12 protein-coding genes and 1 pseudogene are annotated in these 14,632 nt (G+C 71.2%); 4 read left to right on the top strand and 9 right to left on the bottom strand.

All coding sequences use genetic code 11. The annotated features are described in order from the left end of the window. Positions 1–5: 5 nt before the first annotated feature. Positions 6–2,255, bottom strand: a complete 2,250-nt coding sequence (locus AAME72_RS06640) for a glycoside hydrolase family 3 C-terminal domain-containing protein (protein ID WP_348789453.1) — start codon at positions 2,253–2,255, stop codon at positions 6–8. Between the two features lie 150 nt (positions 2,256–2,405). Further along, positions 2,406–5,267 (bottom strand): hypothetical protein, encoded by a 2,862-nt coding sequence (locus tag AAME72_RS06645; RefSeq protein WP_348789454.1) that lies wholly within the window; start codon positions 5,265–5,267, stop codon positions 2,406–2,408. Positions 5,268–5,411: 144 nt separating this feature from the next. Between AAME72_RS06645 and AAME72_RS06650 the strand changes: the two genes are divergently transcribed. Next, positions 5,412–5,630: a hypothetical protein gene (locus AAME72_RS06650; RefSeq protein ID WP_348789455.1), complete on the top strand. Its 219-nt coding sequence runs from the start codon at positions 5,412–5,414 to the stop codon at positions 5,628–5,630. 34 nt (positions 5,631–5,664) lie between these two features. Here AAME72_RS06650 and AAME72_RS06655 read toward each other — a convergent pair whose 3' ends face one another. The 5 genes from AAME72_RS06655 to AAME72_RS06675 are packed head-to-tail and all read right to left on the bottom strand — an operon-like array spanning position 5,665 to position 9,938. Continuing rightward, entirely contained in the window at positions 5,665–5,853 is a 189-nt protein-coding gene (locus AAME72_RS06655) for a hypothetical protein (RefSeq protein ID WP_348789456.1), read from the bottom strand. Positions 5,854–5,869: 16 nt separating this feature from the next. Further along, on the bottom strand, positions 5,870–6,499 hold the full coding sequence (locus AAME72_RS06660) for a TMEM175 family protein (RefSeq protein ID WP_348789457.1): 630 nt from the start codon (positions 6,497–6,499) through the stop codon (positions 5,870–5,872). Between the two features lie 12 nt (positions 6,500–6,511). Further along, complete coding sequence (locus AAME72_RS06665) at positions 6,512–7,135, bottom strand: response regulator transcription factor (RefSeq protein WP_348789458.1); 624 nt, start codon at positions 7,133–7,135, stop codon at positions 6,512–6,514. Beyond that, positions 7,132–8,331, bottom strand: coding sequence for a sensor histidine kinase (locus AAME72_RS06670; protein ID WP_348789459.1), 1,200 nt, complete (start codon positions 8,329–8,331; stop codon positions 7,132–7,134). The genes AAME72_RS06665 and AAME72_RS06670 overlap by 4 nt, the downstream gene beginning before the upstream one ends. Before the next feature lie 2 nt (positions 8,332–8,333). Next, on the bottom strand, positions 8,334–9,938 hold the full coding sequence (locus AAME72_RS06675) for an MFS transporter (protein WP_348789460.1): 1,605 nt from the start codon (positions 9,936–9,938) through the stop codon (positions 8,334–8,336). Between the two features lie 145 nt (positions 9,939–10,083). On the opposite strand from AAME72_RS06675, the gene AAME72_RS06680 reads away from it, so the two are divergent. Next, positions 10,084–11,034 carry a zinc-binding dehydrogenase gene (locus tag AAME72_RS06680; protein ID WP_348789461.1) on the top strand — a complete coding sequence of 317 codons (951 nt, stop codon included), beginning with the start codon at positions 10,084–10,086 and terminating at the stop codon, positions 11,032–11,034. Between the two features lie 35 nt (positions 11,035–11,069). Then, positions 11,070–11,480, top strand: a pseudogene (locus tag AAME72_RS06685) (NUDIX domain-containing protein); the annotation flags it as partial. Positions 11,481–11,530: 50 nt separating this feature from the next. Here AAME72_RS06685 and AAME72_RS06690 read toward each other — a convergent pair. Beyond that, a complete protein-coding gene (locus tag AAME72_RS06690; RefSeq protein WP_348789462.1) occupies positions 11,531–12,106 on the bottom strand; it encodes an isochorismatase family cysteine hydrolase in 576 nt (191 codons plus the stop codon). Positions 12,107–12,170: 64 nt separating this feature from the next. After that, a complete protein-coding gene (locus AAME72_RS06695; protein ID WP_348789463.1) occupies positions 12,171–13,202 on the bottom strand; it encodes a serine hydrolase domain-containing protein in 1,032 nt (343 codons plus the stop codon). Positions 13,203–13,354: 152 nt separating this feature from the next. Here AAME72_RS06695 and AAME72_RS06700 point away from each other — a divergent pair, with 152 nt between their 5' ends. After that, positions 13,355–14,629, top strand: coding sequence for a sugar ABC transporter substrate-binding protein (locus AAME72_RS06700; protein WP_348789464.1), 1,275 nt, complete (start codon positions 13,355–13,357; stop codon positions 14,627–14,629). Positions 14,630–14,632: the final 3 nt, after the last annotated feature.

Raw genomic sequence — 14,632 nt, forward strand, 5'->3', positions numbered from 1 at the left:
CGCGGCTACCCGTTCGCGGCGGCCACCAGCTGGTCGAGCTGCTCGCGGGTGACCGGGCTGCCCGGGAACGCCGCCGCGCGCACGAGCGGGATGGACTCGGCCATCCTGCGCAGGCTCGGGTCCGCCAGCATCGCGCCCATCCCTGCCGCCTCGGGGCTCTGCGAAAGCGCCGCCTGCAGAATCTGGCCGCCGACCGGGTGGCTCAGCCACTCGCCCAGGGTCGAGTCAACGGTCAGCGGCACCCGCGCCCCGTCGCCGGCCAGCGTCACGGTCGCGCTGCCGCGCAGGTCGCGGGACGACGCGCCGACCGACACGACGTAGTCGCCGCCCTCGACGACCCAGCCCGCCACCTCGGTGTCGAAGTAGGCGAGGTCGCCGGCCGGGATGGTGATCGTTGCGGTCGCCGTCGCGCCGGCCGCGACCTCCACGGGGCGGAAGCCCTTGAGCTCGCGCAGCGGGCGCTGCACGCGGGAGCCGGGCACCGACACGTAGACCTGCACGATCTCGCGGCCGTCCCGGTCGCCGGTGTTGGTGACGTCCACGGACACCCGGATGCCGCCGTCCGAGGTGGCCGTCGCGGTCACCGGCCCGAACGCGAACGTGGTGTACGACAGGCCGTGGCCGAACGGGAAGCTCACCGCGGCGTCCCTGGCGTCGAAGTCGCGGTAGCCGACGAAGAGGCCCTCGCCGTAGCGGACGTGCCCCTTCTCGCCGGGGAAGTTCAGGTAGCTGGCGGTGTCCTCCAGCCGCAGCGGGATGCTCTCGGCGAGCCGGCCGGACGGGTTCACCACCCCGAACAGCACGTCGGCGATCGCGCCACCGCCCGCCTGCCCGAGCAGCCAGCCCTCGACGATGGCGGGCACGCGGTCCGCCCATCCCGACACCCGCACGACGCCGCCGTTGGAGAGCACGACGGTGACCCGCGGGTTCGCGGCGATCACCGCATCCAGCAGGGCCGTCTGCGCCTCGGGCAGCTCGATGTGCTCGCGGTCGAAGCCCTCCGACTCGTCCTCCGCGGGCAGGCCGAGGAAGACCAGCACGTCGTCCGCTCCGGCCGCGACCGAGACGGCCTCGGCGGTGAGCGCGACCGCGTCCTCGGAGCCGCCGAGCGCGTACCCGGCGGCGAAGTCCACCGACGCGTCCCCGGCGAGCGCGCGGATCTCGTCCAGCGCGGTGTCGAGCCGGGTCGGGACGATCTGCGACGATCCCGCGCCCTGGTAACGCGGCGTCCTGGCGAACTCGCCGACCACCGCGATGCACCGACCCGCCCCGGCGGCCAGCGGCAGCACGCCCTCGTTCTTGAGCAGGACGACGCTGCGGCCGGCGACCTCGCGCGCGAGGGCGTGGTGCGCGTCCGCGTCGTACGACGCGTCCGGGTCCGCGCCGGCGAGCGCCTTCTCCACCAGCCGGATGACGCGGTCCGCGGCCGTGTCGAGCACGGATTCGTCGAGCGAGCCGTCACGCACCGCCGCGACCAGCTGCGCGTCCGTGACGCCGCCCGAGGACGGCATCTCCAGGTCGAGGCCGGCGACCAGTGCGCTCACTCGGTCGTTCACCGCGCCCCAGTCGGAGACGACCAGGCCGTCGAAACCCCACTCGTCGCGCAGCACGGAGGTGAGCAGCCACGGGTCCTCGCTGGCATAGACGCCGTTGATGCGGTTGTAGGAGCACATCACCGTCCACGGCTGCGCGTTCTCGACGACGTGCTGGAAGCCGCGCAGGTAGATCTCGCGCAGGGGACGCTCGTCCACGTCCGCGCTGACCCGCAGCCGGTCGGTCTCCTGGTTGTTGGCGGCGAAGTGCTTGAGCGAGGCGCCGACGCCCTGCGACTGCAGGCCGCGCACGAGGGCGGCGCCGAGCCGGCCGGAGACGATCGGGTCCTCGGAGAGGTACTCGAAGTTGCGCCCGCACAGCGGCGACCGCTTGATGTTGATGCCGGGGCCGAGCAGCACGCCGACACCCTCCGCCTTCGCCTCCTCGCCGAGGGCGGCGCCGACGCGCTCGAGCAGCTCCGCATCCCAGCTCGAGCCGAGCGCGACGGCCGGCGGGAAGCAGGTGGCGGGCACGCTGTCCCCGATGCCGAGATGGTCGCCGCCCTGCGCCTGCTTGCGGACGCCGTGCGGGCCGTCGGTGAGGTACATCGACGGGATCCCGACGCGCTCGACCGCCTCGGTCTCCCAGAAGCTCGAGCCGCTGGTCAGCGACGCCTTCTCCTCTGTCGTCAGTTCGGATGCGCGGGCGAGGCTGTCGACCATGGTTCTCCTTCGATGCAGGCCGGATGTGGGCAATACCTTACACCACTCGGTTTTAAGCGTCGACCCTCGCCGTCCGTTCCGGAGTTGTGCACGCAACACGCCGGGCGCGAGCGTGAAGAACTCCGGAACCGACGGCGGGGACGGGAGGGGCTAGATGCGGTTCATCATCTCCCGCAGCGCGCTCATGTACTGCGCGGTCGCCGTGTAGTTGGGGTGCGAGGCCACGGTGATCAGATAGCGCTGCGGCCCGAACTCGTCCGCGCCGCGGTCGATCCCGTTGTCCCCGTACGAGACGTCGGGGAAGCCGAGGTAGTCGGTGCGCCGCCAGAGGTTGATCCAGGCGATCCACCCCGAGCCGGGCTGACGCAGCAGCTCCCGGAGCGTCGGATGATCCCCACCGCGCTCCGGCACGGCATCCGGCAGCTGATCCTCGTTCACCTGACGCCGCCACGGGTCGGGCGACACCAGCGACGGCCCGCGCGAGCGGTGGCCGCCCAGCGCGGCCGGCCCGTAGAGCTCCGGGAAGAAGCGCCCGAAGTACACCCGCAGTTGCGTCCCATAGGTCAGCAGTCCGACGTTGCGCAGTCCGCTCGTCGTGTCGGCGCCGAGCGTGAACAGGGTCGAGACGGCGAGCACGCCGCCGAGGCTGTGCGCGCTCAGGATGACCTTGCGGCGCTGCGGCTTGGTCAGCGCGGCCAGCTCGTCGGCGGTCCGCCGCTCGGGCGGGCGGGTGTCCCTCCCGTCGACCACCGACCCTCGCGCCAGGTCCGTCTCGAGCCAGGCGACGATGCGGTCCCGGAGCTCCGGCACCACCCGCTCCGAGTAGCAGGGCGGCCCGTACGGATGACCGCCGCGTGGGAGGAAGCACATCAAGTCCCACATCACGCCGATCGGGCGCTCCTTCGTGGTGATCGCGTTGTCGAGGATCGCGATGATCCCGACGACGGCCACCAGCCCGAGCGCGGGCAGGGACAGGTCGAGGAGCGCGGTCCACGGGGCACCGGGCAGCACCAGGTCGACGCCGATCGCCACGGCCAGCAGCAACGCCAGGAACCCGAGCACCGGCTCTCCGCGATGGAAGAGCGCCGCGGAGCGCCGGGCGCGCAGGATCCGCGTGTCGAGCTTGCCGGCCGGCGGGGCGGTGCGCACCCGCCCGCCCTCGTAGCGGTCGAGCGGCATCCGCAGCTCGCGGCCGCCGTCCGTGCGGGGCGTCGTCAGCCAGGGCAGGTGGACGACCCTGGCCACCCCGACCAGCGCAACGAACACGACGAAGACGAGCACGAGCACCGGCACGAGGTCGCCGAAGTTGGCGAACGCCCGCGGCGGCCGCAGAGCCGACGCCGTGAGGTTGCACATCGGCGGCGATCCCGTCGACGTGAGATAGCACTGTGCACCGAAGACCAGCAGGGTGGAGAGGAGCAGCGCCGCCCCGAGGGCGAGGAGCAGGACGACGCCGGGCCCCGCCCCGCGCCAGCCCTCGTACCGGTTCGGGCGCCTCCGCAGCGACGGCCACGCCACGATCATCAGCACCAGGACGACGACGCATCCTCCGGCCACCGCGAACGCCACCGGCGCCGACCCGGGGTGCAGTGCGGCGACGAGCAGGGCGATGCCGCCGACCGCGACCAGGACGATCGAGATCGCCGACGGGATCCCGCGCACCCACGGCCGATGCTCGCGCTTCCACAACATCGGGTCGCCCAGCCGTCGCCATCCCAGGGCGGAGACGGCGATGGCGAGCAGGACGCCGAGCACCAGGGACGGCGTGATGACGAGGCCGAGGAAGTGCTCGTGCCGTTCGCGCGCACGATCGGTGGGCAGCGCGATCGCGATGGCGACCGCGAGGTAGTCCGCCACGCCGACGAGCAGTGCGACCACGGCAGTGCGGTCCCGTCGCCGCAGCTTCGCGCGCACGAACTCCCGGTGGAGCTGGTCGCGTGCGGCCGGATCGACGGCGGCGATCTGACGCTGCTGCTCGCGCGACACCCGCGTCCGCGATTGCAGGATGACCGCGAAGAGCGTGAACACCAGGCCGGCGACGGCGAGCGCCCCGAGGAGCGAGATCCACCAGTACCGGAACAGCGCGGACGACCCCACGCTGTCCCAGCAGGCGGCCGGAAGCGAGACGGACTCCACCGCCCCGTCCGGATTCCCGCACGACGAGAACACCGCATCCCAGCTCAGCAGCAGACCCACCAGGAACAGCGTCGCGGTGAGGTGCAGGAGCTCCGAAGGCAGCTTCACCCTGGTGATGCTCCAGAAGCCGTCGGTGGCCAGCGGGCGGCGCATCGTGCCCTCGACGCCGCTTTCCGTGGCGGCGGCACGCATCTTGGCCGCCGTGTCGAAGATCGCCGCCTCGTAGCGCACCCGCGCCGCGTGGGACACGAGGAAGAGCACCAGGATGCCGGCCACCGGCAGCAGCGAGAGCGCCGCGAGCCGGAATCCCCGGTAGTCGAGACCGAGCGCGACCAGGGCATCGTGCACGCTGGACGGCAGCCCCGAGCAGGTCGCGGACGCGAGGAGACACTGCGAGCCGAGCAGATCGAAGGCGACGGAGGCGAGCGCGCAGACGTAGAGCAAGGTCAGCCCCAGGGCGAAGACGCGGATGGGTGCGGCTCCCCGCCCGGCGCGCCATTCGCCGATGTCCGGCTGGTCGGGGATGCGCCTGGTCCAGTAGGCGGTGTTGCACAACCCGAACGGCAGGATCAGCAGCCACGCGAGCTGGACGAAGAAGAGCGCGATCACGCCCTTCGCGCCGCCGCCGAAGCGTGCGAGCCCGCCCCAGCGGTAGCCCTCGCGGCGGATCCGGCTGGGTGGGGCGGCGGGGTCGTCCGGGTCGACGGGGTCGACCGTCGGCACGTAGAAGCCGCCGACGTCGTCGCCCTCGTCGAGTCGCGCCTGCCCCGGCGGCACGCCGAGCATCTCGGCGGCCGGGGTGTTGTTGATGCCGTGGATGCGCAGCTCCAGCACATCCGGGTCGGCTTTTCTGGCACGCTGGATCAACCGGATCATCGTGGATCCCCCTCGGTGCCGGCAGCATCGCCGGCAGCGCGAACCTTACTCCCGTTGAGGATTCCTCGGCTACATCGCGAGGTATCGGCCGAGCGTCCGCACACCCTCTGTTCGCCGGCCGCCCGGCGGCGTAATGTCCCTCGTATGAGCACCCCAGATGCAGGCGACGCCCGGGAGAACCTCGAGGGCGGCTACACCGAGGCCAACGACGAGGGACCCCACGAGCGCACGGTCCACGGTCAGTACACCGAGACGGAGGAGTCGGCGCCCGAGCCCGAGGTCGAGGGCACGTACACCGACGCGGAGGAGCCGGCCGCCGCTCCCGACGGGGAGTACACCGAGGGCGACTACGACGAGCCCTGACCCGGGAGCCTGACCCGACCGAACCGAGAGCGCGCTAGGAGAGGCGCTTGCGCGCCTTGTCGGCGGCCTTCTTCGCCTTCTTGCGCGCGTTCTTCACGTCCGGGTCGTTCCAGAACGAGGTGAGGGATCCGACGATCTGCTCGTACCGCTCGCGGCCGGCGCGGGCGCCGAGGACGTACGCCCCGGCGAGAAGGACGAGCACGATGAGAGTCTTGGGTCGCATGCCGCGACGATAATCCTCAGGGCGTCGTCTGGGAAGGCCTGCCGGCGAGCCGGCGCAGCAGCAGGTGCACCGGTTCCGACAGGAACATCAGGAACAGCCAGAACATCCCGACGCTCGGCACGAGCACCGCGAGGATCAGGCATACGCCGATGATGATGATCGCCGACCAGCCGCGGGTGGAGTCCATCGAGTCCCTCGCGCCCTCGCGCACCAGCCCGGGACTGTGCGCAAGCACCCAGCCGATCGCCTGCATCGACAGGGAGATCGCGAGCAGGTTGCCGATGTACAGCGCATCCACCTCCGCCCGCTCCCCGTTGCTGTTCGAGAGCACGTTGGCGGTGAACGGCATGAACACGATGGTCGCGAGCCACACGAAGTTCAGCCAGACCAGGCGGCCGTCGTAGCTCTCCACCCACTCGAACACACGGTGGTGGACGACCCAGTAGCGGGCGATCACGGCGAACGAGATGACGAACGCGAGCAGCTCCCAGAAGTTCTCCGAGAAGAAGTCGCCGAAGCTCTGGTGTCCGATGTCCTTGGCGGCGTCCACCAGCGGCAGGATGAGCAGCGTGATGGCGATGGCGACGGTCGCGTCGGAGAAGTTGACCAGCCGGTCCAGCCCTCGTTCCGTCCGCATGACTGCCATGCGGCCATTCTGCTAGTCGAGGAGCCCCAGTTCCAGGGCGCGACGCACCGCGGAGGTGCGATCGGAGACGCCGAGCTTCTCGTAGGCGCGGCTGAGGTACGTCTTCACCGTCGCCTCGCCGAGGAACAGCTCCGCGCCGATGGCCGCGTTCGTCCGGCCGTCCGCGGCGAGTCCGAGCACCTTGAGCTCCCGCGGGGACAGCGCGGGAGCCGACTGCCGCCCCTGCACCCGGCCGAGCAGCGCCGAGGCGGCCGAGGTCGCGAGCACCGTCTCGCCCGCCGCGGCCGCGCGCACCGAGCGGGCGAGCTCCTCCGGGGCGATGTCCTTCAGCAGGTAGCCGCTCGCGCCGGCCTCGATGGCGCGCAGGATGTCCTGGTCGGTCTCGTAGGTGGTCAGCACGACGACGCGGGTTCCTGGATGCTGCGCCGCGATCGCGCGCGTCGCCTCCACCCCGTCGCCACCCGGCATCCGCAGGTCCATGAGCACCAGGTCCGGTCGCAGCGATGCGACCAGCCCGACGGCCTCCGGACCGCTGGCCGCCTGGCCCACGACGTCGATGCCGTCGTAGGCCGACAGCATCCCGCGGATGCCCTCGCGGACCACCGGGTGGTCGTCGGCCAGAATGATGCGGATCACGACGCCTCCTCCGCCGACGCCGGCAGCGTGGCCGTCAGCATCGTTCCCTCCCCGGGCCCCGAGCGCAGCTCGAACCGGCCGCCGACCTCGGCCACGCGCGCCGCCATCCCGTCGAGGCCGTAGCCGTCGCGTGGAGCGTCGGGATCGAACCCGGCGCCGTCGTCGGCGACGGTCAGCACCAGTTCGGCCGGCCGGTAGCCGAGCCGCACCGACACCTCCGCCGCGGCCGCGTGCTTGCGCACGTTGGCGAGCGCCTCCTGCACCACCCGCAGGGCCACCACCTCCACCGCGGGCGGCGCGGTCCGCGGCTCCCCATCGGTGCCGAACGTGGCGGGAACGCCGCTCTCCTCCGCGAAGCGCGCGGTGACGCGCTGGAGGGCCCGGTCGAGCGAGGAGGACTCCAGCCGCACCGGGGTGAGCGCGGCGATGATCCGCCGCGACTCCTGCAGGTTCTCCTGCGCCGTCTCCGTCATCAGCTCCAGGTGTCGGCTGGCCGCGGCCGGGTCCGTCTCCAGCTCGGCTCGGGCGGCGTGGCCCAGCGTCACGATGCTCGTGAAGCCCTGCGCGAGGGTGTCGTGCATCTCGCGCGCGATCCGCTCGCGCTCGGTCGCCGCGCCCTGCCGCTCGGAGAGCTCGGCGATCTCGAGCTGCTGCTCGCGCAGCCGTTCGATGAGCTTCCCGCGCTCGCTGCTCTCGCGGGTGACGCTGATGATGCGGTTGCTGAACCAGATCGACACCACGATGATGAGGATGGTCAGCGCGAGCAGCTGCAGCAGATCCGTCGGGCCGAGGGCGTCCCGCAGCAGGCGGAGGACGACTCCGGCGACATTGACGACGACGATCGCCAGGGCCGCCGGGAGGGTGCCGAGCAGCAGGAAGATCTGCGGCGAGAGAACGAAGAGCGCGACGTTCGCGGTCTCGTTGAGGCCGAGCGCGACGAGGTAGCCGACGGTCGCGAGGACCACGTACAACCAGGCCCGCAGCGAGTTGAGACGCACCCCGGCGAGCGACGGACGTGCAAGGAACCAGTACACCGGGAACAGCGCGAGCACGATCGCCGCGGACAGCGCCGTCCTGGCGAACCCGGGGTACGGGTCCGCCAGGATCAGAAGCACCGAGACCACGGTCGCGACCGCCGAGTAGACGATCCAGTCGCGGAAGCCGCGGTCGTCGATCCGCGCTGCTGTGGTCTGCACGATCAGACTGTAGCGGGTCGGGCGTCGCGCGCTTCCCGCCCGGCCTCATCCGCCTCGGCCGCGCGTCCGGCCGGGTAGAGCAGCCCGATCACGGCGACCACCAGCATCGCCGCGGCCATGCCCCAGAACGCCCACTGCACCGCGCCGGCGTAGTCCGTCTGGACGGCGTGCAGGATGCCGTCGCGCACGCTCGCCGGCAGCGACGCGAGCGACGAGGAGGACGAGTCGCCCGAGGCCCCGCTGATCTGCTCGACGGCGCTCTGCGCATCGGCTGCCGAACCGCCGAACCGGGCGAAGGAAGCGGTGAGCAGGTCCGTGAGCCGGGAGGTGACCACGGTGGTCAGCACCGCGAGGCCGAGGGCGGCGCCGAAGTTCTTCATCGTCTGCGAGATCGCGGTGACCTCGCCGTAGCTGGCGCCGATCGCCCGGTTGACGGCATCGGTGGAGACCGGGCTGAACATCAGGCCGATGCCCGCGCCGGCGACCATGATCGGCCAGGTCTGCGGGTTGAAGAACGCGTCGGCGTGGATGTCGAGGTCGGTCACGCTGAGCGCAAGCCAGCCGAAGCCGAACGCGCCGACCAGACCGCCGAGCAGCACGTCCCCCTTGGCGCCGTGCCTGTCGAACCGCACCGAGCCGATCCTGCTTGCCACCACGAAGCCGATGAAGAACTTCAGGAAGAGCAGCCCCGTCTCCATCGCCGGGAGCTGCAGCGACACCTGACCGTAGACGCTGAGGAAGAAGAAGGTGGAGACGAAGGCGACCGAGGCGAACAGGGTGGCGAGCGTCGAGAGGGTGAAGCCGCGGTCCCGGAACGCGGCGAGGCGCACCAGCGGGCTGCCGCTGCGCAGTTGGATCGCGACGAACGCGCCGAGCAGCAGGACGCCGCCCACGAGCGCTGCGACCACCCTCACGTCGCCCCAGCCCCACGCACTGGCCTGCTGCAGACCGAAGACGATGGCACCCATCCCGGCCGCGACGACGACAGCGCCGAGCCAGTCGATCCGCTCCCGGCGGCGCACCGAGGGCCGCGCGGCGAGCGCCACGATCACGAACGCGGCGACGGCGATCGGAACGTTCACCCAGAAGATCGCACGCCACGTCCACTGCGTGAGGTAGCCGCCGGCGATCGGTCCGATGGCCGTCATGGCGCCGGTGATGGCGAAGAAGATCGCCATCGCCCGGCCGCGGCCCTCGCGCGCGAAGCCCTCGACGACGATGCCGATGGCGGCGGGGAACATGATCGCGCCGCTGACGCCCTGCAGGGCCCGCGCCGTCACCAGCCACACCTCGGCGAGGTCGCCGGTGGGCGCGAGCCCGCAGAGCAGCGAGGTGATGCCGAAGCCCGCGATGCCGACCAGCGCCATCCGCTTGTGTCCGACGACGTCGGCGATGCGGCCGCCGAGGAGGAAGAACGCGGCGGTCGCGAGCAGGTACACGTTGACCGCCCACTGCATCCCGTCGTGGCCGAGGCCGAGGTTCTGCTGGATGGTGGGGGCGGAGAGCGCGACGATCGTCTGGTCGATCGTCGTCATCGAGACGGCGAGGATGAGCCCGGTCAGCGCCAGCTTCGAGGAGCCGGTGCCCACGGCGGTTGCGGATGTCATGGTCCCAGCCTGGCGACCGGCCGCCGCGTGCGGCACCGGCGGCCGGCTGTCACCCGTGTCCGCCGATCGGTGGACACGGGGCGCCCGGACGCCCGGAGCGTATGCTCGAACCGCTACCCGAATCACTCCGAGAAGAGGATTCACAATGCAGTCATGGCAGTTCTTCGGAACGAACAAGCCCCTCGAACTCCGCGAGGTCCCCGAGCCGGAGGCCGGCCCCGGCGAGGTCGTCGTCGACGTGAAGGCCGCTGGCATCTGCCACTCCGACGTCAGCGCGCTCGACGACGCCGGCTGGATGCCGCTGTTCCCGCGCCTGCCGATGACCCTCGGCCACGAGAACGCCGGGGTCATCAGCGCGGTCGGCGAGGGGATGGGGCACTGGAAGGTCGGCGACCGGGTCGGCCTGTCACCGGTCTTCTCCGACGGGGACGCGATCGGCTACGGCAAGTGGGACGGCGGTTTCGGGCCGAAGCTCCGGGCGACCGAGGAGAATCTGGTGCGCCTTCCCGACGAGGTCTCGTTCGACCTCGGCGCGATGGCGACGGACGCCGGCCTCACCTCGTACCACGCGATGGTCGCGACCGGCGGGGCGAAGGCCGGGATGCGGGTCGGCGTCATCGGCCTCGGCGGCCTCGGCTACATCGGCGCCCGCGTCGCCGTCCTGCTGGGCGCCGAGGTCTACGCGGCCGAGGTGAACCCGGCCACCCGCGAGCTCGCCGGCGAGATCGGCCTGGCCGGTGTCGCCGAGTCGATCGACGCCTTCGCGGACAAGAAGCTCGAGCTGATCGTCGACTACGCCGGCTTCGGCACGACGACCGCCGCGGCGATCGAGACGCTCACCGAGTTCGGGACGCTCGTCCAGGTGGGCATGGGCCGGCTCGAGTCCACCATCAACACCTACCCGATCATCATCAACCAGCTGACGATCCGCGGCTCCAAGTCGGGCACGAAGGAGGACCTCGCCGCGCTGTACGAGCTGATGCGGTCCGGGCAGCTGAAGCCGCCGATGAACCTGATCACCCCCGCCGAGATCCCGGACGCCCTCGACCGGCTGCGGTCGGGCGGCGTCGTCGGCCGCCTCATCGCGATGTACTGACCCCTCCGCCGGGGCCGCGTGTCAGACTGACGGGCATGCCCCACCTGAACACCGGCCCCGGCGAGTACGACCTGACCGCGAGCGCGATCGTGCTGCGTGAGCGGGAGGGACGCATCCACCTGCTCGTGCACCGCCACCGCAAGCGCGGGATCCTGCTTCAGCCGGGCGGGCACGTGGAGCGGACCGAGGACCCGTGGGCGGCGGTCGCGCACGAGCTGCGCGAGGAGTCCGGCTACGACCTGGAGCAGCTCCTGCTGCTCCAGCCGCCGCACCGGATCGAGTGGGCGGAGGGCGTCAACGTGCTTCCGGCGCCGCTGTGCGTGGACGTGCATCCCATCGGGGACGACCACGTGCACACCGACATCGTCTACGCGTTCCTGGCGACGACCGACCCGGCCGGGCGACCGGAGCCAGGGGAGTCGCAGGAGCTGCACTGGCTGCCGGTCGACGAGCTGGAGGATTCGGACATCCCTTCCGGCCTGGTCGCGATCGCGCGCTACGCCAGCGACGCGATGAAGTCGTCGATGCTGGTGACCGTCACGCCACCCCGGGCGAACACCTTCTCGGTGAGCACGCGGTGGACCTCCGGGTCCGAGTCCCAGCAGCCGTCCTCGAGCACCACGAGCCGGTAGTCGCGGTCGGCGGCGTCGCGCACCGTCGAGAGCACCACGCCGCTCGTGACCAGCCCGGCGAGCACGAGCGTGTCGACGCCGCGGGCGTCGAGCTGCTCGCCCAGGTCGGTTGTAGAGAACGCGCCGACCCGCTTCTTGCGTACGACGATCTCGCCCTCGGCGGGCGCGATGCGGGCGTCGATCTGGGTGGCCGGGCTGTCGGCGTCGAGGCGTGCGCCCGCGCCGGCGAAGCGGGAGGTGGCCGGGATGCGCTCGGCCTCCTCGGCGGTGAGGGCGACGCGGACGTAACCGACGGTCAGGCCGGCGGCGCGCGCCGCCTCGCGCGCGCGGAGGAGGCCCGCGAGGAAGGAGTCGGCGTCGGGATGGCGTCCGACGATCCCCTCCTGCAGGTCCATCAGGAGGAGAGCGGTGCCGGCGGGGTTCGGGACAAGATCGTTCACATACATAAACTACCTCGCTTCGCCCGCCCGATCGCCCGTTCGGGCCCACGGCGGGCCGGGGGCGTCAGGTCGTGGCGGCGAGGATCTCGTCGCTGACGTCGCTGAGGTGGCGGAGGGCGCGAGCGCGCTCGTCTGCGGTGTTCGTGAGGTAGGCGACGACGAGGTCGCGCGCCGGGTCGGCCCAGACGTTGCAGATGGAGCTGCCGTTGTGGCCGAAGGTCAGGGGATCCGCGCGGGAGCCGGTCGGCCGCGCCAGTCCGATCGGGCCGCCCAGCTGGAAGCCGTGCGCCCAGCGCACCGGGAAGCCCATCACCCGGTCGCGCTCGTCGCCGTCGCTCGACACCGACCGCGCCGCGGCGATGGTCTCCGGCCGCAGGATCCCCTCCCCTCCGGCGAGCAGGATGCGATAGAACTCGGCGAGGTCGCGCCCGTTCGTGCTGATCGCGGCGGCGGGGATCGGCAGCTCGCGGGTCCGCGTCCGGTTGAACAGGATGGTGCGGGCGTGCTCGGCGGCGCTGCGCGCCCGCAGCGGCACCGCCCGGTGCGCTCGCTCCGGCGACAGGCCGAGCGACGTGTCGTCGAGTGCCGCCGGCTCGAGCAGGTTCTCGGCGATGAACCGCTGGATCGGCATCCCGCTCACCCTGCGCACCACCTCGCCGAGGATGAAGCCGTAGCTGAGGACGTGATAGCCGACCACCTCGCCCGCCGCCCAGCGCGGTCGCGCGTCCTCGGCGGCGGCGACCGATCGCGCCGGATCGGTCATCCGAACGGTGTCCCCGAGCATCGTCCCGGTGGAGAACGGCACGCCCGCCCGGTGCGAGAGCACCTGCCGGATCGTGATGCCGTCCTTGCCGCGCGCCCCGTACCCCGGCCAGTGGTCGGCGACGGGGTCGTCGAGCCGCAGCATCCCGCGCTCCGCGAGCAGGTGCACCGACAGCGCCGCGAACGGCTTGCTCACCGAGAACGTGTAGAACAGAGCGTCGGCGCCGCAGCCCGACCGCCGGTCGAGCAGCACCTCGGAACCCCGCAGGATCGTCAGCCAGCTCGCTCCGCCCCTGGCGTCCACGAGCTCGAGGACGCGGCGGAAGTCGGGCATGAACGCATCATCCCGTGCGCGTGGAGGGCTTGCAATACCCGTATTGACTACTGTATACAGAATACAGACCCACCCGATGCACAACCCGCAGCATCGCACACAGCAGAGACACTTCAAGGAACGAGGTACTCATGTCTCGCGTCGACTCAACGATGAGAAGGGCGCTGGCCATCACGGCGGCCGCCGCACTCGCGCTCAGCATGGCGGCATGCTCCGGCTCGGGAGGCTCCGGCGGCAAGACCGTCGTCTGGTCGACCTGGGGCACCCCGGAGGAGCTCACCCGGTACAAGGACTTCGACACCCAGTTCATGAAGGACCACCCCGATATCAAGGTCGTCCTCCAGCCGGTAGCGGACTACGGCGACTACCACACCAAGCTTCTCGCGCAACTCGCCTCCGGCACCGCGCCCGACGTCTTCTACATCGGCGACGACAAGATCGGCCAGTTCGTGAACTCGAACGCCCTGTTGCCGCTCACCGACCTGATGAACTCCTCCGCCAGCAAGACCAAGCCGGAGGACTTCGCGCAGGGCCTGTTCGGCGCGACCAAGAAGGGCGACCAGATCTATGCAGCGCCCAACGACTCCAACCCGGACGCCCTCTGGTACGACAAGGTCGCGCTGAAGAAGGCCGGCGTCACCGACGACCCCGCGACGCTCGCCGCCGAGGGCAAGTGGACGACCGAGGCCTTCCTCGACATGAACCGGAAGCTGCACAAGGCGGGCCTGACCGGCTCGATGTTCTGGAACTACTGGTCCACCCACTACAGCTGGATCTCGGCCCAGGGCGGGAAGGCGTTCGACGACTCGGGGAAGTTCGTCGCCAACACCGACGAGACCAGCGTGAAGGCGATGGATGTGCTGGCCAAGAACTTCCAGGACGGCACCTTCGTCGTCGCGGACACCCTGCCCGAGGGCGCCGGCGCGGACAGCGTGTTCGTGACCCACAAGTCCGGCTTCTTCGTGCAGGGCCGCTACACCATCGGCACCGTGAAGGCGGCGGGCGACCCCGAGAACTACGACGTCGCACCGTGGCCGACCCCGAGCGGCAAGGCCGCGCCCACCGGCGTCGCGGTGAGCTACCTCGCCATCAACGCGAAGACCAAGAACAAGGACGCCGCGTTCGAGTTCTGGACCAGCTTCCTCTCCGCCGAGGGCCAGACCTTCCGTCTGAAGGGCGGCGGAAACGCCGTCCCGTCGATCAAGGGCGCGGACTCCGTCGTGCTCGACGGCTACCCGAAGCACGCGCAGACGATGCTCGACATGCGCGACATCGGGTTCGAGGACTACACGACCGAGGCGAGCGTCCCCGGCCTCTCCAGCGACATCAGCGACAAGATGCTGGCCCTGTACCAGGGCAAGGCATCGACGCAGGCGACGCTCGACGAGGTCGCGAAGATGATCGCCGACAAGACCGGCGGCAAGTGAGGC

This window comes from Leifsonia sp. NPDC080035 (assembly GCF_040050925.1).
In the GTDB taxonomy this organism is placed as follows: domain Bacteria; phylum Actinomycetota; class Actinomycetes; order Actinomycetales; family Microbacteriaceae; genus Leifsonia.